Origin of the sequence: Deferribacter desulfuricans SSM1, assembly GCF_000010985.1 — a bacterium.
In the GTDB taxonomy this organism is placed as follows: domain Bacteria; phylum Chrysiogenota; class Deferribacteres; order Deferribacterales; family Deferribacteraceae; genus Deferribacter; species Deferribacter desulfuricans.
Map to the genome: position 1 here is coordinate 529,684 of NC_013939.1, position 21,229 is coordinate 550,912.

18 protein-coding genes are annotated in these 21,229 nt (G+C 30.7%); 6 read left to right on the top strand and 12 right to left on the bottom strand.

Features of this window, described 5'->3' with window-relative positions; all coding sequences use genetic code 11:
- The first annotated feature begins 136 nt into the window (after positions 1–136).
- Genes DEFDS_RS02790 through DEFDS_RS02800 form a run of 3 tightly spaced genes read left to right on the top strand, consistent with a single transcriptional unit; the run spans position 137 to position 3,073 of the window.
- Positions 137–808 (top strand): JAB domain-containing protein, encoded by a 672-nt coding sequence (locus DEFDS_RS02790; protein ID WP_041223579.1) that lies wholly within the window; start codon positions 137–139, stop codon positions 806–808.
- On the top strand, positions 805–2,178 hold the full coding sequence (locus DEFDS_RS02795; RefSeq protein WP_013007294.1) for a DUF4139 domain-containing protein: 1,374 nt from the start codon (positions 805–807) through the stop codon (positions 2,176–2,178). Before DEFDS_RS02790 ends, DEFDS_RS02795 begins: the two co-directional genes overlap by 4 nt.
- Before the next feature lie 7 nt (positions 2,179–2,185).
- A complete protein-coding gene (locus tag DEFDS_RS02800; protein ID WP_013007295.1) occupies positions 2,186–3,073 on the top strand; it encodes a complex I NDUFA9 subunit family protein in 888 nt (295 codons plus the stop codon).
- Positions 3,074–3,200: 127 nt separating this feature from the next.
- Here the strand turns inward: DEFDS_RS02800 and pyrE are convergent, their stop codons facing one another.
- Genes pyrE through nifJ form a run of 3 tightly spaced genes read right to left on the bottom strand, consistent with a single transcriptional unit; the run spans position 3,201 to position 8,080 of the window.
- Positions 3,201–3,779, bottom strand: coding sequence for an orotate phosphoribosyltransferase (gene pyrE / locus DEFDS_RS02805; RefSeq protein WP_013007296.1), 579 nt, complete (start codon positions 3,777–3,779; stop codon positions 3,201–3,203).
- Entirely contained in the window at positions 3,772–4,467 is a 696-nt protein-coding gene (pyrF, locus tag DEFDS_RS02810) for an orotidine-5'-phosphate decarboxylase (protein ID WP_041223580.1), read from the bottom strand. Before pyrF ends, pyrE begins: the two co-directional genes overlap by 8 nt.
- A 43-nt stretch (positions 4,468–4,510) precedes the next feature.
- Positions 4,511–8,080, bottom strand: coding sequence for a pyruvate:ferredoxin (flavodoxin) oxidoreductase (gene nifJ, locus DEFDS_RS02815; RefSeq protein WP_013007298.1), 3,570 nt, complete (start codon positions 8,078–8,080; stop codon positions 4,511–4,513).
- Between the two features lie 232 nt (positions 8,081–8,312).
- Here nifJ and DEFDS_RS02820 point away from each other — a divergent pair, with 232 nt between their 5' ends.
- The 3 genes from DEFDS_RS02820 (at position 8,313) to DEFDS_RS02830 (ending at position 12,269) form a co-directional block, all read left to right on the top strand.
- Entirely contained in the window at positions 8,313–9,968 is a 1,656-nt protein-coding gene (locus DEFDS_RS02820; protein WP_013007299.1) for an AMP-binding protein, read from the top strand.
- Positions 9,969–10,325: 357 nt separating this feature from the next.
- Positions 10,326–11,606, top strand: coding sequence for a TrkH family potassium uptake protein (locus DEFDS_RS02825; protein WP_013007300.1), 1,281 nt, complete (start codon positions 10,326–10,328; stop codon positions 11,604–11,606).
- 3 nt (positions 11,607–11,609) lie between these two features.
- The gene (locus DEFDS_RS02830; RefSeq protein ID WP_013007301.1) at positions 11,610–12,269 is read left to right on the top strand and encodes a potassium channel family protein; all 660 of its coding nucleotides are present in this window, start codon (positions 11,610–11,612) and stop codon (positions 12,267–12,269) included.
- 42 nt (positions 12,270–12,311) lie between these two features.
- On the opposite strand, the gene DEFDS_RS02835 is transcribed toward DEFDS_RS02830, so the two are convergent.
- The 9 genes from DEFDS_RS02835 to DEFDS_RS02875 form a co-directional block, all read right to left on the bottom strand.
- Positions 12,312–13,517: an FprA family A-type flavoprotein gene (locus DEFDS_RS02835; protein WP_013007302.1), complete on the bottom strand. Its 1,206-nt coding sequence runs from the start codon at positions 13,515–13,517 to the stop codon at positions 12,312–12,314.
- 46 nt (positions 13,518–13,563) lie between these two features.
- Positions 13,564–13,722, bottom strand: a complete 159-nt coding sequence (gene rd / locus DEFDS_RS02840) for a rubredoxin (RefSeq protein WP_013007303.1) — start codon at positions 13,720–13,722, stop codon at positions 13,564–13,566.
- Between the two features lie 48 nt (positions 13,723–13,770).
- Positions 13,771–14,766, bottom strand: a complete 996-nt coding sequence (locus DEFDS_RS02845; RefSeq protein WP_013007304.1) for a DHH family phosphoesterase — start codon at positions 14,764–14,766, stop codon at positions 13,771–13,773.
- Positions 14,763–15,788 carry a hypothetical protein gene (locus tag DEFDS_RS02850; RefSeq protein WP_013007305.1) on the bottom strand — a complete coding sequence of 342 codons (1,026 nt, stop codon included), beginning with the start codon at positions 15,786–15,788 and terminating at the stop codon, positions 14,763–14,765. The genes DEFDS_RS02845 and DEFDS_RS02850 overlap by 4 nt, the downstream gene beginning before the upstream one ends.
- On the bottom strand, positions 15,748–16,734 hold the full coding sequence (locus DEFDS_RS02855) for an NAD-dependent epimerase/dehydratase family protein (protein WP_013007306.1): 987 nt from the start codon (positions 16,732–16,734) through the stop codon (positions 15,748–15,750). Before DEFDS_RS02855 ends, DEFDS_RS02850 begins: the two co-directional genes overlap by 41 nt.
- Positions 16,731–18,881 carry an LPS-assembly protein LptD gene (locus tag DEFDS_RS02860; protein ID WP_013007307.1) on the bottom strand — a complete coding sequence of 717 codons (2,151 nt, stop codon included), beginning with the start codon at positions 18,879–18,881 and terminating at the stop codon, positions 16,731–16,733. The genes DEFDS_RS02855 and DEFDS_RS02860 overlap by 4 nt, the downstream gene beginning before the upstream one ends.
- The gene (locus DEFDS_RS12520) at positions 18,865–20,040 is read right to left on the bottom strand and encodes a bifunctional folylpolyglutamate synthase/dihydrofolate synthase (protein ID WP_084742509.1); all 1,176 of its coding nucleotides are present in this window, start codon (positions 20,038–20,040) and stop codon (positions 18,865–18,867) included. The genes DEFDS_RS02860 and DEFDS_RS12520 overlap by 17 nt, the downstream gene beginning before the upstream one ends.
- Positions 19,998–20,846, bottom strand: a complete 849-nt coding sequence (accD, locus tag DEFDS_RS02870; protein ID WP_013007309.1) for an acetyl-CoA carboxylase, carboxyltransferase subunit beta — start codon at positions 20,844–20,846, stop codon at positions 19,998–20,000. Before accD ends, DEFDS_RS12520 begins: the two co-directional genes overlap by 43 nt.
- A gap of 91 nt (positions 20,847–20,937) precedes the next feature.
- A complete protein-coding gene (locus tag DEFDS_RS02875) occupies positions 20,938–21,183 on the bottom strand; it encodes a hypothetical protein (protein WP_013007310.1) in 246 nt (81 codons plus the stop codon).
- Positions 21,184–21,229: the final 46 nt, after the last annotated feature.

Below are 21,229 nucleotides of genomic sequence, written 5' to 3' on the forward strand. Positions count from 1 at the left end.
TATCAAAAATAAAAAGATGTTTCAATATATAAATGAATTAGCATATTGTAAAATATATTGAAGTTAATAGAATTAATTATTCAAGATTGTTTTCAACTTTCTTGAATTAATGTTTGTTTGCAATTATAATGTGACTATGAAGAAAGAGAAACCTCATTATCTAGGACACAGAAAAAGGTTGAAAGAGCGATTTGTAAATAATCCATCATCACTTGCTGATTATGAGATAGTTGAGTTGTTGCTGGGATATGTAGTAAGAGGTAAAGATGTTAAACCTCAGGCAAAAAATATCTTAGCACATGTAGGTGGCATCCAGAATATTTTTAAAATATCTGATGATATTGAAGGGGTAGGGAGTGAAACCGTTTTATTTTTTAATATTATTAAAGATTTGTTTAGAAGATGTGAATATTCAAATCTTAGAGAAAATGAAACTATCTTAAATTCCCCTACTGCAGTATTTAAGTTTTTAAAGTTTGAGGTTGGATTTGATGATGTTGAAAAATTAATTGCTGTTTTTTTAGATTCCAAAGGGCGTATAAAAGAATATAAAGTTTTAAGTAGTGGAAGTGTTAATGAATCTTATTTCCCACCTAAAGAACTTGCAAAGCAAGCTCTGGTAAGAGATGCTGTGGCAGTTATCCTTGCTCATAATCATCCATCTGGTAATTTAAAACCATCTCAGAGTGACATCAGATATACTAAAAATGTAAAAAATGCGCTTGAATTAGTTGATATTGCATTAGTTGATCATATAATTGTAACAAAAAATGGATTTTTATCTTTTAAACAGGAGGAGCTATTATGAATAGGTTGTTTGTAGTTTGTTTAATGTTAATATTATTTGCGACGAATTTGTTTGCTGCAAAAGTGGATATCTACAGAGATTTCGTTTTTTATGAAACGACATTAAAAAATGGATTTATTGGCTTTAATAAAGATGTGGATGTCAGGTGTAATGGTAAAAGTGTAAATTTGGTTACTGAAAACACGTTAAAATTAAAATGTTTTTTGTGTGATTTATATAATAAAAAAAATGAATTAACAAAGGAATCAGAAAAATTAAGTTCAGAGTTAAAACTCATTGATAGCACAATAAAAAATGTAAAGCTTAATTCTAATGAGTTTTTACAGTTTAATATAAAAGTTGCTGATGAGATAAGTAATATAAAGAGTAAACAGCAGGATTTGTTGTATGAAATTAATAAAATAAATAATCTTTTTTCAAAATCTGCACCGGATAATGTCCCATATTTTGTTCAAGATGAAAATTGCTCATTAGTTAAAATGAAATTCTCAGGTGTTAGTTTTAACATTGTAAATCAGTTGAATGTGGAAAATATTGCAGGGGATAAAGCTAAATTGAGGATTATTAAAAAAGCAAAGATAGTCAATAAAAGTGGGGTTGATATAGTTGCTGATGAAGCAAAATTAATGTTTAAAAGCAGTAGTTCATTTCAGGGTGAATTAAGTTTTAATCCTTGGGTTGTAAATATTTTTGAACCCTTTAAAAGATTTTTAAAATCAAAATCTGTACAAAAGAGTGATGTCTTTGAATCAAAAGAGGAGATTGTAGATAAGGGTAATCGTGAATATTTAATCAAAAACTTTGTTTTGCCCGCAAATGGTAAAGAAAAAGATTTTATTTTAAATAGTGCTGTGAAAATAGGGGATTATGAATTAATTACATATCCTTATTTAAATAAAAACGTTTTTAGGGAAATTAGTTTTGAGCTCCCTTTTGATTTGGAAAGCAATAGTTGGACTGTCAGTATAGGTGATGAACAGTTTTCTAATATTACAGGAAAACAGGTTAAAAATAGATATAAGCTTTTAGCAGGTAAATTATACGATGTTAAAGTAGAAAGAAAGAGAATTTTGGATTTTGAAGAAAGCGCTGGTTTTTTTGGTAATAAAAAGAGGATTAATGATGGTTATATTATTACACTTACTAATATTTCAAATATAAACAGTTACTCACTAAAAGTAGTTGATAGAGTTCCAGTTTCTAAAAATGAAAAGATTGAAGTTAAAGATGTAAAGGTTAGCGAAGATAAATGCTCAATCAACAGTGAGGGGAAAGTAGAATGTAATATAGTACTGCCACCAAACAAATCGATTGATATAAAGGTTACTTTTACTATCTTATATGATAAAGATGTCGAAATAACTTATTGAGGTTCGTATGAAAATATTTTTAACTGGTGGTACAGGTTTTGTTGGTACAGAAATTTTAAAATATGCTCTATCAAAAGATTATGAAGTTACTCTGCTTGTTCGAAACCCTGATAAGGTAAAGGTTAAAAATGATAGAATAGATATAGTTGTTGGTGATGTTTTAAAACCTAAGACTTACCTTGATAAACTAAATAATGTTGATTGTGTTGTTCATCTTGTGGGAATTATTAGAGAAATTCCAAAAGAAGGTGTAACGTTTCAAAGATATCATTTTGAAGCTACTAAAATGATTGTGGATGCTGCTAAAGAGGGTGATGTAAAACGATTTATTCACATGTCTGCTAATGGAGCAAGAAGCGAAGCTATTACAGATTATCACAAAACAAAATATTTGGCTGAAGAGTATGTTAGAAATTCTGGTTTGACGTATACTATTTTTAAGCCTTCTGTGATCTATGGACCAGGTGATTCTTTTATAAATATGTTAAACGATTTTTTGAAGAAAACCCCAGTTTTTAGCTATTTTGGGGATGGAAGTTATTCTATGCAGCCTGTATATGTCGCTGATGTTGCTAAAATATTTGTAGATGCTATTGAAAATAGTGATACATTCAATAAAACATTTACTGTGTGCGGGCCAGAAGTTTTAAGTTATAAAGAATTGTTAAGATTGATTTGTGAAGTTACTAATAGAAAAAGGCTGTTTATCCCAGTCCCAGAATTTATAATAAGCTTTATGATTACATTGTTTGGAAAGTTTCAATGGTTTCCTCTAACAAGAGATCAATTTGAAATGCTTAGAGAGGGTAATACTTGCGAAAATATGGAAATTTATAAATTACTTCAATTTGAGCCAAAAAACATTAAAGATACTTTAAAGAAATATTTAAAATAAAAAGCTGACTAAAGGCGGTCACAATTTATAATAATAAGATTGCTTAGGGGCATTCGCCCCTCGCAAAGACAGAGGAATAAAGTTATTGCAAGCATTAGCGAAGCAATCTGAGGAAATGGCTTTTTGTTTACTTCTTTAGAAAACGACTTCCAGGTTTTTCAATAGGTACACCTTGTTTACAAAGAGGACAATTCTCTGGCTCATAAGTTTCTACATTTATTCTAAGTAGAGGGTAAAATTCGTAGTCAAATTTTGCGTTACCATTGCTTCTATCAATCAGACTGCATATAGCAACCACTTCAGCGCCATGTTCTAAAACAGCATCTATACACTCTTTTGTGGACTTCCCTGTTGTTACCACATCTTCGGCAATAATGACTTTTTCCCCTTTTTCTAAAGTAAACCCTCTCCTGAGAGTCATTTTACCATCTACTCTTTCAGTGAAAATTGCTCTTTTTTTCAAAAGTCTTGCTAATTCGTATCCAAACCTAATCCCACCAATGGCAGGACTAACAACTGTTACAAAATTCAGATGGTATATATCCTTTACGAGCTCTTTAATAATCTCTTCTGCAATTACTGGGTATTGCATTACAAGGGCTGATTGTAAATATGTATCACTGTGAAGACCTGAGGATAATAAAAAGTGCCCTTTTAATAGTGCGTTGTGTCTTTTGTAAATTTCTAAGATTTCATTTTTATCCATTAAGCTCCTCCTTAATCAGTTTTACTGTGTATTTTGGATCTTGTGATTGAGTTATTGGTCTGCCAATTACCATAAAATCTGTACCCATCTTTTTAGCATCTTTTGGGGTAACAACCCTTTTTTGGTCATCAATATTATTAGTAGCAAGCCTAATCCCTGGGGTTATAGTAAGAAATTCTTCACCAAGATGTTTCTTTATAAGAGGTGTTTCTTTTGCTGAAGAAACCACTCCATCAAGACCTGCCTCTCTTCCAATTTTTGCTAAATGTAAAACATAGTCAGCAGAATTATTGAAGTTTATATTATATTGATTTAAATAATTTTCATCAAGAGAAGTTAATAATGTAACACCAATTATTAAAACATCACTATTTATAGATTTTACAGCGGCTACTGTTTCTTTAATCATGTCATAGCCACCCTGTATGTGCAGGTTAAACATAAAAACACCTTTTTTGGCTGCGGCCAGAGCAGCTTTTTTGACAGTATTTGGAATGTCGTGAAATTTTAGATCAAGAAAAACTTTTTTATTTTTTGATACTAAATAATCAATCAGTTTTTCTCCGATTGATAAATATGCTTCTAATCCAATTTTATAAAATGTTATTTCTTTATCTAATGTTTCTACAATATTTTTTCCATCATCAAAATCTGAAAAATCAAGAGCAACTATTATCTCTGGTTTCATATCTCCCCCTAAACATAAAAAAAGCGGGGATTTACCCCGCCTATTAATTTTCTTCAGAACACTCCATCTTTGTTGATAATTGTTTGTAAATGCTAAATCTTCTTTTAATGGTTTCGTCAAGAAATTCGGCAAGCATTTTTGCCCTTTCTGGGAACATCTTAGCAACAGCTCTAAATCTGTTTTCAGCTTTTAGGAATTCAGAAACAGATTTTTTCAACTCTTTTGTATCAAGTTGAAGTGGATTTTTACCCTGTTCTGTAAGTCTTGGGTCAAATCTATAAAGTAGCCAGTATCCAGATTGAACTGCTAACCTTTGATGCTCAACCCCTTTACTCATATCAATACCGTGAGCTATACAGTGGCAATTTGCTATAATGATAGATGGACCATCATAGCTTTCTGCTTCAACAAAAGCTTTTATACACTGTGCAGGATTAGAAAGTGATACCTGAGCAACATAAACATGGCCATAACTCATAGCCATCATACCAAGATCTTTTTTAGGGTTTTCTTTACCACTAAATGCAAATTTAGCAAATGCACCGATGTTAGTAGCTTTTGATGACTGTCCACCAGTGTTTGAGTAAACCTCTGTATCAAGGACAAGGATGTTTACGTTATTTTTTTGAGCTAACACATGGTCTAAGCCACCATAACCTATGTCATAAGCCCACCCATCTCCACCAATAATCCATACAGATTTTTTGATTAGATAATCAGCAACATCATAAAGTAATTTAGCTTTATCATCATCAAGCCCTTTGAGTATTTCTTTAAGTTTAGCAACTCTTTCTCTCTGTTTTTCAACTCCAACTTGGTCAGATTGATCTGCATTAAGGATTTCTTCAGCTAAATCTGCTCCAACTTTATCTTTTAATTCGGTTAATAACTCAGTAGCTTGTTGTTTAAATTTTTCTACAGCCAAACTCATTCCAAGACCAAATTCTGCATTATCTTCAAAAAGTGAATTTGACCAAGCTGGGCCTCTGCCATCAGCTCTTTTTGTGTAAGGTGTTGTTGGGAGGTTACCACCATAGATTGATGAACAACCTGTAGCATTGGCAATAATTGCTCTATCTCCAAAAAGATGTGTAACAAGTCTTACATATGGTGTTTCACCACAACCAGCACAGGCTCCAGAAAATTCAAACAGATGTGGAGCAAGCTGACTACCTTTTAATGTGGCTTTATTGTATTTTGAGTAATCTAAATCAGGGATTGTTAAGAAAAATTCCCAATTTTTACTTTCTTGTTCTCTAATAGGTGGTTGAGGAACCATATTGATTGCTTTTTTAGTTGGATCAGTTTTACTTTTAGCAGGACAGTTGTAAACGCAAGCACCACAACCTGTACAATCTTCAACTGATACCTGGATAGTAAATTTCATACCTGCAAACTCTTTGCCTTTTGCATCTACTGCTTTAAATGTTTCTGGTGCATTTTCTAAATATTTTGGATCATAAACCTTCATCCTAATTGTAGCGTGCGGACATACAAATGAGCAGATACCACACTGAATACAAACCTCTGGATCCCATTCAGGAACATTTAGAGCAATATTTCTCTTTTCATATTTTGATGTGCCTGTTGGATAAGTTCCATCATCTGGAAGCCATGAAACAGGTACATCATCCCCTTCCATCGCAATCATTTTGCTAATAGCTTTTCTAACTATTTCTGGTGCATCTGGATTGTCTATATACTTATGCATTTTTGTATTGGATGTGATCTGTTTTGGATAGTTTACTTCGTAAACTTCATTCATTCCAGCTTCTACAGCTTTAATGTTCATATTAACTACTTCATCACCGTATTTTCCATAAGTTTTCTTGATAGCGTCTTTAATAGCATCAACTGCTTTATCAAATGGGATAACATTTGATATTTTAAAGAATGCAGTTTGAAGAATTACATTTACTCTTCCACCAAGGCCTATTTCTTCTGCTATTTTGTTTGCATTTATTACATAAAATTTAGCTTCTTTTTCAATAATTTGTTCTTGAACCTCTTTTGGAAGTTTATCCCATACTTCATCTTTTGTATAGATACTGTTGAGCAAGAATATTCCACCCTTTTTGAGTGGTTTTAAAATTTCATACTGCTCTAAGAATGAGAAATTGTGACATGCAACAAAGTCAGCTTCTTGTATTAGGTAAGAACTTCTAATTGGTTTTTTACCGAATCTTACATGGGAAACAGTCATTGAACCAGATTTCTTAGAGTCATACACAAAGTAAGCCTGAACAAAGTTATCTGTCAATTCACCAATAATTTTTGCAGAGTTTTTGTTTGCTCCAACTGTACCATCTGAGCCTAGGCCATAAAACATACCGTTGAAAACATCATCCTGAGGTGTAAGCCAATTTGGATCATAATCAAGACTTTTAAAGGTAACATCATCTTTGATACCAACAGAGAAACCGTTGATTGGTTCATCTTTATCGAGATTGTCAAATACTGCCTTAACCATAGCAGGTGTGAAGTCTTTTGAACCTAAGCCGTATCTTCCTCCAACGATTACAGGGTATCTATCGAAGTTAACCATCTTTTTCTGCATTGCTTCGCCAATTGCAGTTCTAACATCTAAATAAAGTGGTTCGCCAAGAGAACCTGGCTCTTTTGTCCTATCAAGAACAGCTATCTTCTTAACAGTTTTTGGAAGTGCATTTATAAAAGCTTCAAGAGGGAATGGTCTATAAAGCCTTATTTTTATTACGCCTACTTTTTCCCCTTGAGAGTTTAAATATTCGACTGTTTCGTGTGTTACATCAGCGCCAGAACCCATAATTACAATAACTTTTTCTGCATCAGGAGCGCCAACATAATCTACAAGATTGTATCTTCTTCCTGTAAGCTCAAAAAATTTGTCCATCTGTTTTTGAACAATTTCAGGCACTTTTTCGTAATATTTATTTACAGCTTCTCTACTTTGGAAGAAAACATCTGGGTTTTGTGAGGTCCCTTTAATAACTGGTTTTTCTGGATTCAATGCTCTTTCTTTGTGTTTTCTAACTAACTCATCATCAATCATTACTCTCATATCATCGTGAGAAAGCTGCTCTATTTTTTGAATTTCGTGAGATGTTCTAAAGCCATCAAAGAAATGTAAGAAAGGTACTCTTGATTCCAAAGTAGAAGCCTGTGCAATTAAAGCAAAATCCATTACTTCTTGTGGATTGTTAGATGCAAGTAATGCCCAGCCAGTTTGTCTACATGCCATTACGTCTGAATGATCACCAAAAATTGATAATGCATGTGTAGCAACAGCCCTTGCACTTACATGGAAAACTGTCGGAGTTAGCTCTCCGGCAATTTTATACATATTTGGGATCATTAATAGAAGACCCTGAGATGCGGTAAATGTTGTGGTCAAAGCACCAGCTGAAAGTGAACCGTGGCATGCACCTGCTGCACCACCTTCTGATTGCATTTCTATTACTTTAGGTACAGTACCCCATATATTCTTTTGTCCTTTTGCGCTCATTTCATCGGCCAATTCACCCATAACTGAGGAAGGTGTAATTGGATAAATTGCTATTACCTCGTTTGTTGCGTGAGCCACGTAAGCGGCTGCAGTATTACCATCTACGTTTACGTATTTTCTTTGAGACATCAAAAACCTCCTTATTGAAATTTATCAAAGATAAAATTTTATAGCACCTTAATAGGCTTCAGTCAAACAATTTTCATTGATTTTTCAGTATTTAAAACTCACTAAATATAGAATTTCGTTTTAAAGTTATGGTCAAATTTTTATAAAAATTCTTGCAAAAAAAAGATTGTAATGATATAAGTTTGCTGAAGCTTTATAAAATTTAGTAAAATTAAACAAGATGGGGTGATATATGAAAGATTTTAGTTTTATTGAACAAACGATTGGTGATTATTTAAAATATATAGCAAAAGAGTATTCAGATAATGAAGCAGTAGTTTATCCATTTAGAAATTTAAGGATGACTTATAGAGAACTTGATGAATATACAGATAAATTAGCTTATGCTTTATTAAAGTTAGGTGTTAAAAAGGGGGATCATGTAGCAATCTGGGCTAATAATATTCCAGAGTGGATTTACCTTTTATTTGCTACAGCTAAAATTGGAGCAGTCCTTGTAACAGTTAATACTCTTTATCGAGAAAGAGAGTTGGAATATTTGTTGAAACAATCGGACAGTAAATTTTTGTTTTTGGTGGAAAAATATAAAACGTTAAATTATGTTGAGACTCTTTATAACATTTATCCAGAACTTAAAGAGTCTAAAAAATCAGATAAATTCCCTTTGTTGGAAAAGGTAATCATATTTGATGAGAGACAATTTGATGGTATAATGAAATTTTCTGATTTGGTTAAAATGGGAGATGATATTGATTATAAAAAGTTAAATGAAGTTATGAATTCTTTGCACTTTGATGATGTTATCAATATGCAGTACACATCAGGAACTACTGGTTTCCCAAAGGGTGTAATGCTTACGCATTATAATATTTTAAACAATGCTTATGCTATAGGCCATGTAATGAATTTTACAGATAAAGATAGATTATGTATTCCAGTGCCTTTTTTCCACTGTTTTGGATTGGTTTTAAGTATTCTAGTATGTTTGACACATGGTGCAACAATGGTGCCGGTTGAAAATTTTAATCCGATAGAGGTTTTAAAAACTGTGGAAAAAGAAAGATGTACAGCATTGCACGGTGTCCCTACAATGTTTATTTCTGAGCTTCAAGTTTTAGAGCACGAAAAATTTGATATATCTTCACTTCGTACAGGTATAATGGCTGGATCACCATGCCCTGTAGAGGTCATGAGGAAAGTGATGGAAGTTATGAATATGAGTGAAATAACGATTGTTTATGGACAGACAGAAGCTTCTCCAGGAATAACACAAACGAGAGTTGATGATGATATTGAAAAGCGGGTTGCAACGGTTGGTAAAGAGCTTCCGGGAGTGGAAGTAAAAATTGTAGACCCAACGACAGGCAAAGAGTGTCCACCTAATGTTGCTGGTGAGCTGTGTGCTAGAGGATATAATGTGATGAAAGGGTATTATAAAATGGAAGAAGCCACCAAAAAAGCTATAGATGAAGATGGTTGGTTACACACAGGTGATTTAGCTCTAAAAACTGAAGATGGTTATTATGTGATTACTGGAAGAATAAAAGATATGATAATAAGGGGTGGGGAAAATATTTATCCTAAAGAGATAGAAGATTTTCTTTATACTTATGATGCTATTGAAGATGTGCAGATTGTAGGTGTTCCTGATAAAAAATATGGTGAAGAAGTTATGGCTTTTATAAAATTGAAACCGAAATACAGAGGTAAAGTAACTCCTGATGATATTAGAGCATTTTGCAAAGGTAAAATTGCTGATTATAAAATACCAAAATATATAGAGTTTGTTGATGAATATCCTATGACAGCAAGTGGTAAGATTCAAAAATATAAATTACGTGAGATGGCGATAGATAAACTAAATTTAGAACCAGTGCTGAATAAATAGTGGAATGTTGCCAATATTTTTAAAAAATTAGACTGTTGTGCAATAGTCTAAAGTGTTAATAATAATAAAGATAAGATTGCTTCGTCGCATTTGCTCCTCGCAATGACTGGGAAATTTGTCATTGCGAGCGTTAGTGAATCAATCTAGCATATTTAGTATCTATTTTTGTGCAATAACCTCAATATATTAAAAAATTTTACACTAAGCATCTCCCATACTGAATGGCGGGGTCGAAATGACTAATAAATTGGTTATTGTGCTATAATGAAGCAATTTGGTTTATTGAAGCATCTATTAATGAACAACTCTATTGATTATTAAAGTTGACATTAATCTAAAAAGTAATATTATTCGCGCATGAAAAAAATAAAATTAAGTCCTTGGACTTATCTTATTTTGACTTTTTTGATATTAATTTTTGTTGGTTCAATACTTTTAAAATTAAAAGGGACTTATAATGGTAATTTAAGCTACATAGATGCATTGTTTACTTCTACTTCGGCAGTATGTGTAACAGGTTTAATTGTAACAAATACGTCTAATTTTACTCTATTTGGACAATCTATTATTTTACTATTAATTCAATTAGGAGCTCTTGGGATAATGACATTGAGCTCATCTTTATATATTTTTCTCCGTGGCGAACTAGGGCTTGATCAAAGGATAATGGTTGCAAAAATAACAGATGTTTTTGCACTTCATGAAGTTGAAAATATTTTAGTGTATATAATCAAGTACACATTTATCATAGAGTTGATAGGAGCAATCTTGTTAAGTGTTGGTTTTTTATTGCAGGGGTTTCATTTATCAAGTGCTGTTTATTATGGGATCTTTCATTCTATCTCTGCTTTTTGTAATGCTGGTTTCTCAACTTTTGATGATAGTCTAATTAATTCTAATGCTATAGTTAAAATTACAACAATGTGTCTGATTATATTAGGAGGTATAGGTTATTACGTTATATATGATCTACAAAAAAGTTTTCAAAAAAAAGTAAGACTGAAGTTGCATACTAAAGTTGTATTAATGACAACATTTTTATTAATAATAGTTGGTTTTTTAGTTTTTAGTATAATAGAAAAAGAGATGGGAATTGTGGATGGTTTTTTTCAATCAGTTACTGCAAGAACAGCTGGGTTTAATTCTGTTGATTTAGGTCAGTTGCATAATATTAGTAAGTTTATGTTGATTATTTTAATGATAATTGGAGCTTCACCTGGTTCAACTGGTGGTGGTGTGAAAACAACAACTTTTTTCATTGCGTTTGTATCAATTTTGCGTGTTATAAAAGGGGAGAATAAAATAATAATTTTTAAAAGACAGATACCTTATCAAACGATTCTTAGAGCGTTTGCATTAATTTTTCTTTATTTGGCTGTTGATGTTGTTTCAACATTGATTTTATTGTATTTTTACAATTACGATTTTTTAGAGATGTTATTTGAGGTAACATCTGCACTTAGTACTGTTGGTTTAAGTTTAGGTATAACAACAAAGTTAACTATGGCAGGGAAGATCGTTATAATTTGTTGTATGTTTTTGGGAAGAGTTGGGCCTGCAGCTCTTGTAATGGCTATGTTGGGGAAAGAAAAGAGAACTTTTGTACAATATCCAGAAGAAAAGGTAGTGTTGGGGTGATTTATGTTTGAAAAAGCAAAGGATGTTTTGGTTATTGGTTTAGGTATTTTTGGTTATGAGTTAGCTGTTAAATTGGCCAAAGAGGGTTTAAATGTATTAGCTGTTGATAAAAACACTAAAATTATTAATCAAATCAAGGATGAAGTTACAGATGCCCTTGTTGCTGATGCTGCAAATGAAGATGCCTTAAAAGAGTTATCGGTGGATAAGTTTGATAAAATAATTTTGGGTCTAAGTAGCAATTTTGAGAGTTTAATATTGTGTATTACTTATTTAAGAAAATTGGGAGCAAAAAATATTATAGCAAAAGCAAGCACAAATATACAAAAGGAGATTTTACTCAAAATTGGTGCAGATGAGGTTATTTTACCAGAAAAAGAGATTGCCACAAAGCTTGCAGAAAAGATTGCAAGACCGAATATATTGGACTTTTTTGAATTAGGTGATGAAACGGCTGTGGCTACAATAAAAGTACCCGAAAAATTTTATAATAAAAGTTTAGCAGAGATTGATTTGAGAAGGAAACATAATATTACAGCAATTATTTTAATTAGAGATGGTAGAGCTAAACTTATAAAAGATGCCTCTTTAAAATTGGAAAAAGGTGATGAATTAGTTGTTGCAGGTGAAGAAGATTCAATAAAAAAGGTTTTTTCAAAATAAAATGTTGGGCCATTGTGAGACTATTCACAACGGCCCATAAATTTAGTTACCTTCTAAAACTTTTAATGCAAATTCTCGACCCCATTCTTTTGCTTTTTCTAACTCTTCTTCTGATGGAGTCATTTTAACCTTAAAAGCAGGTAGTGGTAGTTTCATCCTCATTGTTTTTAAAACATCTTCAGTCATTTTTATACCTTCACCACTCCAACCATAAGAACCAAATGCTCCAGCTTTTCTGTTAGCAACATTTAATACAACGAGATTAGCAAAGAGTGTAAATATAGGTTTTGCAGCTTTTGCATTTAATGTTGGTGAGCCGATTAATAATCCGTGAGAAATTTCAATTTCATCAATGATATCGTTCATATTATCAGTAGCTGCATCAAACATTTTTACTTTTACACTGGTTTCCTCAATCCCTTCTTTTATTTTGTCAGCTAGCATTTTTGTATTACCATAAGCGGTGCCATAAACAATGGTAATTTGTGTATAAGGGTTGTTTAGGTAATATCTATCTGCCTGTTCTTTATAGAAATTTAGATAATAGTCAATATCTTCTCTTAAAACAGGTCCATGAGAAGGGCAAACCATATCTATTTGAATCCCTTCAATTTTTTTAAATGCCTTTAAAATATGCTCTTTGTATGGTCTCATTATCATGCTATAGTAGAATCTAAAAGCAGCTTTTGCTTCTTCTTTATTTTCTAATTTATCATTAAAAAGATTATAATCGCAGTAATGAGCACCAAGGAAATCACATGGAAACAGGATATGGTCTTCTATAAGATAGGTAAACATGGTATCTGGCCAGTGTAAGAAAGGTGTGTGATAAAATGTTAATGTTTTACCGCCAAGATCTATAGAATCACCGTCAGTTACAGCTCTACCATTATATTCTTTATTTATTATATTATCTACAAAGGACTTAGCAGTTTTTGAATAGATTACCTCGATATTAGGGTTTCTTTCGACAATTGCTGGTAAAGCACCTGAGTGATCAGGCTCGTTATGGTTTAAAATAATGTAATCTATTTCACTAACTGGGCAAACTTCTTCTATGGTCTTTATATATTCTTCAGTAAAATTTTTCTTGTTAGCTTCTATTAAGGCTTTTTTCTTTTCACCTATTACTAAGTAGCTATTATAAGTAGTTCCATGTTCTGTTGGGATCACTATGTCAAATATTTCAAGTTCTGGATCAAAAACACCTACCCAGTAGATATTATCTTTTATTTTTACTGCACCCATTTCCACCTCCTCAAAAAGAAAAGGGGCTTAAAGCCCCTTGTTTTAATTAATCTTGTGGCTCAAAAGCCTCTTTGCTAGCTCCACACTCTGGACATACCCAATCTTCTGGTATATCTTCAAATGCAGTACCTGGCTCTACTCCATTATCAGGATCACCAATTTCTGGATCATAAATCCAACCGCATATTGTACAAACGTATTTCATCTTTCACCTCCTATTTTAGAATTATTATAAATTACAGCGTATATTTTGTCAAATACTTTTTATTTCTGTATTAGATAAATCGATGCCCAATTTTTTCAATAGACGTTTTTTTAGTATATCTAAAATATTTTTATAATCTCTATCTTTTAATGGGATTTGTCCTCCTGCTGATTTCATATGCCCCCCTCCAGTACCTAAATTGCGTACAATTTGTAAAGCAATTGTTCCCACTTTTTTTCTCATTGATTTGCAACGCAATGAAAAATAGCACATATCATCAATATACCCTATTACAAACGTCCATTTTATATCACGCATTCTTAATAAAAAGTCTGAGGTTTCTGCAATCAAATCAGCATTTCTTACCTCATCCAAATTGCAAAAAATAAGGTCATCAATTATTTCACTGTTTTCTATAGCTTTTTTCATATTTTTAAAATAATATTTTGGTAGTTCTGGGGACTCAATCTTTGAAAGTTTGTTTAGTGAAATCTTTGGTAGTAAAAAGCTCATCATTTCAAGATCTATCTTAGAGTTACTTCTTGCTGAGCCAATTGTGTCAGTTTTTATCCCATAGTATAAAGCAGTAGATACATATCTGTCAGGGTTCAAATCTAAGCTTTTTATATATTCTGTTATAATTGTTGATGTTGATCCAACTTCGCTTCTAACATCGTATATTTTTGCTTTTGAAGTTGCTTTTCTAAAGTTGTGATGATCAATGACAATATGTGGAAAATAACCTTTTGGGATGTAAACATTTCCTGCGGTAGGTTGTGAATCTACCAAAATGAGTACGTCATAACGAGAGAAGTTTAACTTTTTTGATTTGTGCATATCTATTTTACATTCTTTTACTAGCTCTCGGTTTTCAGCTCTGCCTATAAGTCCATCATATGCGATTGTGCATCTTTTTTTGTAAATTGAATGCAAAATGTATTTTAAACCGTTTGCTGATGCGATTGTATCTGGATCAGGGTTGTTGTGGGTTAATATAAGTATCTTTCTTGCTGGTTTTACCAGCTCTAATATTTTATCTATCATTTTGAAAAATCTATTATAAGTTGCCCTTCAGCAAAATTTATAATATTGTAATTACTATTATTTTTCAAGAGTTTTAACTTTGCTATAAGATTTTCTAAGCTCAAAACGGTAGTAACATCATAAACTGCTTCATCCATTGAAAATGATTTTATTTTAACTTCATCTATATAATGTCTGTTTGTTAATTCTTCTAAAAACTTTTGAATAGTGTTAAAATCCTTAAAATTAATAAATGTGATTGTTATGTTTTGTTGTACTTTTTCAATTTTTGGTAGTTCGATATAATTTGTTTTAATATAATTGAGTGCTTTATCTATTGATGACATAAGCGAATCTTTAATACATTCAGTCATATCAGGAAGTGATTTTGTGGATATAATTTTGATTGTTTTAAATTTTTTAGTTTTAGTATAGGTTTCAACTTTTAGCTCTGTTTTACATCCAATATTGTTTAATGAGTTTTGTAACTTTTTATAAGTAAAAATAATGAGATATCTAGCATCGTTTTTTGCAAACTCATTTAAAATATCATCATAAGAGGGGTTAGGTGGGAGATTAAAAGTAAAACTATCTTGGTATTTGAGTGATAAGTTATAGTGGTTAAACAGTTTATTTAAATCGTCAGGACTTATATTTTCTGGGGTATTTTCAAAGTAATATACAACGGATTGTTTGAGTGTGTTAAAAAATAATGGGAGATCGTCAACAGTAATTTCGTCAACATCAACTATCATATGATAATAAACGGTATAATCCTTAACATATCTATCTAAAATCTTATAAGATTTTACAAATCGAATATATTCATTAGTGATTTCAGGTATTTTATTTTTATCAAGAGTTACGTTTTCAAAATGTTTTTTGATTGCTTCGATTAAGGCATTGTCAAGAGCTTTTCTATCTGCAGTTTTAAGGTCATTATTTTCAATTACTGCATTTCCAATGCTTTCATAAATTGCTGCATTGCATATATTTATTATGCTAAGAATCGTTAGAAATATAATAAGCAATAGTTTTTTCAATTGAATCCTCTAATTCTGTATAATTTTTCCAACCTAAGTCATTGTATACCTTGTCTAAAGAAATAGTTGAATATAAAATTTTGTCAATTGGATAATCAATTTTTTGGTTGTAGTTTAAACCAAACCTTTTTTGCAATATCTGTTTTGATATGTCAATAAAATCACCAACTGAGATATTGAAACCACCTAAATTATAAATATCGAAAGTCTTTTCAGTTTTTATCCCTGTTTCTAATCCATATATTAAATCATCATAATAAATAATATTAATCTGTGATTTTATAGAGATAGGTAGATTAATAGGTTCATTTATAGCAAGCTTTGATAAAATGTGTGTAGGTATATTGTTATGTTTGCAGCCCGGTCCAAAATAACTTGAAGCTCTAAATACTGTTACAGGCAACCCATAATTTAAACTCATTGTTTTTAATATCATTTCATTGGAAGCGTGTAAGCTCCCTTTTAAATTTTCTGGGTTGAGACAATCTTGCTCTGAAAAATTTTTATCTTTATTTCCATAAACATCTGCTGAGCTTATATATATGATTTTTTTATCTTTTAGATTATTCCAGGATTTTATAGCTTGTGTAGCAATTGATATACATGTTTTTAAGTTGTCTGTTAGATTATGACTTTTATTACTAAATAGATCCAAATTGCTATCAAATGCAAAAGCATAAATAATATCAATTTTGCCTGATAGATAGGTGGAGAAGAACCCTTTTTTTTCATTTAAAATAGACTCTAAAAAGTGAATATCGGTTATATCCTTTTTTAAATAGTTTATATTACTGTAGTTTTCTAAAACTTTCTTATTAGAAATATATTTTTTATCAGATTCATTATCAACAGCCAAGATGTTGTACATTGGAAAATTGTTAGCTAAAAAAACTGATAAGTGACAACCTAAATAACCAAGAGCGCCACTTATTAATATGTTTTTCACTTTTTGTAAATCTCCCTGCTTGTATTTCCTAGCCCTTTTAACCCTATGATAATGTAAAATATGTTTTCATATTTGTCACTAATATTTGAGTTACTTATATCTGTTATAGATTTTCTGGTGTATTTAACCCCTATTGACCAACAATCTTTATTGTATATTAATGTGGTAACCATTTCGTTTGTTGATAATGAATTATTAAAATATTTTAATTTACTATTAATTCCTGATTTTTTGAGAGAAAATGAAAGGTCAATTTTTTTTGTTGAATAACCAATGGTATTAGTCCATGAAGTATTTTCTTCAGTGGTTATATTTTTGTCAAATATATACTCAATGCTTAAGTAAAATTTGTTTATTGTTAATTTAATCTGGTCTTTATTATAAAAAGGTTCTTTTTCATAATAATCAAAATCGGCTTTTTTATAATAAGAAAAAGTTTGTTCGATAGATTTTTTGTATTTATAATCTAAAAGATAAGTTAATGGTTCGAATCTGCTATCAGTTTTGGCCAAATTGTATTTTTGAGAAAATTCAAGTTTCAAAGACCAGCTTGCAGCCTTAAAATAATTTGTTTGTGTATATTTATAGTAGTTTTCTTCTGATATTCTATCATATTCTATTAAATCTGGTGTTGCAGTTTGATCTAAGTAAGGTGTTTGACTAAATTCGAAACTGTTGTATATGGAGTGTTTAAAATTTTTGTAATTTTTATATATTTCGTTTAATTCCAATTTAAGAGAAATGTTGTAAAAGTTTCTGTTTATCGAATCGCTGTTTGCAGATAGTTTTAAGAGAGAGTTTTCATTATCATCGATATCTGAAAATTGATAATTAAAATCATGCCATCTTGTAAAATATTGCGTATAGCTTGGTGTGAATGTAGCAATTTTTATATTTATAGGTTTATATAGTTTTATTTTTAGATGTTCTCTTTTGTATTGCTTTATTGATTGATAATAATTATTTTGGATTGTGTTGATGAAAGATGTATATCTGATATCATTATAGTCAAAGTAATAGTCAATTTTCAGAAGGTTTAAGTTTAAACTGTTTTTTTCGAAAATTATTTGTGGCTTGCGGTAGATATGTTCTTTTTGGTAGCCGTCAGTAATATCATAAAATTGCATATCATCTCTTAAAATAAAAGATATATTTGAGTATTTGGTGTTATAAACCAGTCTTGCATCAGCTTTAAATTTGTTATCATCATTTTGTTGTATGAAATTATTTAATGAGTACTCTTGAAAGTCGTTTAAGTATTCAAAATCGCTTACGTAATCTATATTAGCTTTCAAATTTAAGTTATCAAATATATTTTTGTTTATTTCTGTGAATATTCTCCAACGTTCATCTTTTATGAACTGAATGTCCTTGTCTTTTAAATAATCAGCATAAATATAAACATTTTCATCCAATGATGGTTTATATCTAAATTCTAAATTATACTGAAACCCTTTTTGAGCAAAATAGTTGATTCCAGCTGTTAAATCTTTATCAACATCAATGTTTAAAAAGTATTTAGGTGTAATAAAAAAACCTTTGTTTGAACTATAACCAATATCTGGGACTAAGAATCCTGATTCCCTCTTCTCTTTGATTGGCCATAGAAAATAAGGGATATAAAGAATAGGTATATCTTTTATATTTGCAAAAGCAGATTTACTATAAAAATACTCACCATAATCTATTCTTGCGTGTTTACTTGTAAAAGACCAGTCAGGGTTATCCCCTTTACAGGTTGTTAATTTAGCATTTTTTAAGATAAAACTTTTTTCAGCAATTTTGTTTATCTCTTTTGCTGAAAAATAGTGGTAAGGCGCATAAAACCCTTTAGCTTCTTTTATTATGCCAGTTTGATTATCTAGATAAATTTTTAAATATTTAGCATTTAAATAGTTTTCATTACTGTCTGTGAAAGTAATATTATCAAAAGCTTCGACTAAGTTAGAGTTTTTATAATATATTATTTTGTCAGCAGTCAGTGTAACCCCTTTATAAAGAAGGATAACATCACCTTTAGCTATTGTTGTGTTTTTATCCTGATTGGTTACAGATTTTGCTTCAAGTATTACATTTTCCTGTGCAAAAGCAATGTATGAAAAAGTTAAAAAAAGTACTAAAAAAAATATGTTATACTTCTTTAACAATGTCTTTTATCTCCTGGCAAAAGAATAACGAACCGCAAACAAGTATATCATTATTTTTTGATAACTCAATAGCTTTTCTGAGTGCATCTTTCTTGTTTTTGATTTTAAAGAGGTTTTTGTGCTCGATTCTTACTTCATTGATAACAAGAGTTCTTTCGTTGTTCATTTCGGTTACAATTACGATGTTTTTTTTATTTACCATGTAATTAATGATTTTAGTAAAATTTCTATCCTTTGTGCATGAATATAGGATTGTTATTTTCTCTTTAAAATTTTTTAAAAGCTCCACAATACCGTTAAAATTGTGGGCTCCATCAAAAATAAAATTTTTATATTTCTCAAATCTACAATTTGGTAATGAAATACTCGAGATATCATATTTTAGGTTTAGATAGTTTACTATTAAACAGACTAAAGAAATATTTTTATAATAGGGGTTAGGAAAATATTTTTTATATAAGTTATATGTATTTTCGTCTGGTGTGATAATATCTATTGTTGGAAAGTTATTTTTTATCAAATCTAAAATTTTAGAGTTGTTATGCCCTAAAAAAACTTTTTCATTGTTCTTTATTATTGCTATTTTTTCATTAGCAATATCTTCTAGCCTGCTTCCTAAAAACTGTTCATGATCTAGAGCGATTGTGGTGATTACAGGTATTTTATTATTTAAAATGTTGGTTGCATCAAATTTACCACCCATACCTGTTTCAATAATTGAAAAATCTGGCGATAATTCAGAAAAATATATAAGTGCTATCAATGTTAAAGCTTCAAAGTATGTGAGATTGTATTTCTTTATAAAGCTTAATAAATCATAAAAATAGTTGTTAAAAGTATCTATATCTATTTGTTTAGAATTATATATGATTCTTTCAGTTATATTTTTAAGGTGTGGTGAGGTGTATAAGGCAACATTGTATCCGTTATTTATTAAAATTTGATATAGAGTATGAGCTGTTGTCCCTTTTCCATTTGTTCCTGCTATATGAATTATTGTACCTAACTTTTTTTCATTAAAGCCTAAATCTCTAAGGGCAAAATTTATCCTATTAAGAGTTAAATCAATAGATTTATATTCTGAAATATTTTGAAAAAACTTTTCAAATGCTGTTATCAGCCAAAATACTCCAACAATTTGGATATAGTGTTTTTCCAGTCTTTTCTATGTAATACCATATCCACCATTCCATGTTCAAGTAGAAATTCTGACCTTTGAAACCCTTCGGGTAGTTTTTGTCTTATTGTCTGTTCGATAACTCTTGGACCGGCAAAGCCTATCAAAGCTTTTGGCTCAGCAATAATTACATCACCTAGCATTGCATAACTTGCTGTTACACCACCTGTTGTTGGGTCGGTTAAAATTGAGATATGAGCAAGTCCGGCTTTCTCCAACTTTTTTAAAGCTGCAGAAGTTTTAGCCATCTGCATAAGTGATAAGATACTTTCCTGCATTCTTGCTCCACCTGAGCAACTGATAGTGATAACGTGATTTTTGTTGACAATAGCTGATTCTATTAATCTGGTAATTTTTTCTCCCACGACACTACCCATTGAGCCGCCTAAAAAGTAAAATTCCATTGCGCCAATATGCACACTTTTTTTGTTTATAGTAGCAATACCGCTTATAAAAGCTTCATTGATACCAGTTTTTTTAATTGCTGATTTTAGTCTATCGGGATATCTTTTTGTATCTTTAAATTTTAACGGGTCTTTTGATATTAGATTTTTATCTATTTCTACGAAGGAACCTTCATCAATAATAATTTTTATTTTATCCATTGCACTAATTCTAAAATGGTAGTCACAGTTTGGACATGTATGAAAGTTTCTTTCTATCTCTTTTTTATAGTTTATTTCACCGCATTCAGGGCATTTTAGCCAAATGTTTTCTTTTATATCTTTTTTACTACCAAGTGTTTTTACTTTTTTTATCTTATCAAAAAGAAAATCTTTTAAACCCACTTTCTACCTCCAGTGTTCGCTAAACTAAACTAATTAGATTATTGTGAACAGTAAATCAATGATAAAAGCTGAAGCAATATTCATGGTTTTGCTATTTTTTGTTATTCGTTAGGAATCTGATAATGGCATTTCTTTCGGAACTGTTTACATTTGCACCATAGCTGTTCATCTTTTTAATAATTTTTTTCCATCCTTTTTTATTTAATTTCTTTTTAAAAATAATCTCTGTTCCGTGACAGTTTGTGCATTTTGTGTAAAAAATATCTTCATCAGACATGGAATATACTAATGTTGTTAAAAAGATAGAAAATAATAAAATTAACACTATTTTTTTCATTGGATCCTCCGAAAAAGTTCTAAAGATTTTATACATTATGTCGATA

What these genes read in the sequence shown, in the direction of transcription:
- DEFDS_RS02790 (WP_041223579.1), top strand. Translation starts at nt 137, where the DNA reads ATGAAGAAAGAGAAACCTCATTATCTAGGACACAGAAAAAGGTTGAAA.
- DEFDS_RS02795 (WP_013007294.1), top strand. Translation starts at nt 805, where the DNA reads ATGAATAGGTTGTTTGTAGTTTGTTTAATGTTAATATTATTTGCGACG.
- DEFDS_RS02800 (WP_013007295.1), top strand. Translation starts at nt 2,186, where the DNA reads ATGAAAATATTTTTAACTGGTGGTACAGGTTTTGTTGGTACAGAAATT.
- pyrE (WP_013007296.1), bottom strand. Translation starts at nt 3,779, where the DNA reads ATGGATAAAAATGAAATCTTAGAAATTTACAAAAGACACAACGCACTA.
- pyrF (WP_041223580.1), bottom strand. Translation starts at nt 4,467, where the DNA reads ATGAAACCAGAGATAATAGTTGCTCTTGATTTTTCAGATTTTGATGAT.
- nifJ (WP_013007298.1), bottom strand. Translation starts at nt 8,080, where the DNA reads ATGTCTCAAAGAAAATACGTAAACGTAGATGGTAATACTGCAGCCGCT.
- DEFDS_RS02820 (WP_013007299.1), top strand. Translation starts at nt 8,313, where the DNA reads ATGAAAGATTTTAGTTTTATTGAACAAACGATTGGTGATTATTTAAAA.
- DEFDS_RS02825 (WP_013007300.1), top strand. Translation starts at nt 10,326, where the DNA reads ATGAAAAAAATAAAATTAAGTCCTTGGACTTATCTTATTTTGACTTTT.
- DEFDS_RS02830 (WP_013007301.1), top strand. Translation starts at nt 11,610, where the DNA reads ATGTTTGAAAAAGCAAAGGATGTTTTGGTTATTGGTTTAGGTATTTTT.
- DEFDS_RS02835 (WP_013007302.1), bottom strand. Translation starts at nt 13,517, where the DNA reads ATGGGTGCAGTAAAAATAAAAGATAATATCTACTGGGTAGGTGTTTTT.
- rd (WP_013007303.1), bottom strand. Translation starts at nt 13,722, where the DNA reads ATGAAATACGTTTGTACAATATGCGGTTGGATTTATGATCCAGAAATT.
- DEFDS_RS02845 (WP_013007304.1), bottom strand. Translation starts at nt 14,766, where the DNA reads ATGATAGATAAAATATTAGAGCTGGTAAAACCAGCAAGAAAGATACTT.
- DEFDS_RS02875 (WP_013007310.1), bottom strand. Translation starts at nt 21,183, where the DNA reads ATGAAAAAAATAGTGTTAATTTTATTATTTTCTATCTTTTTAACAACA.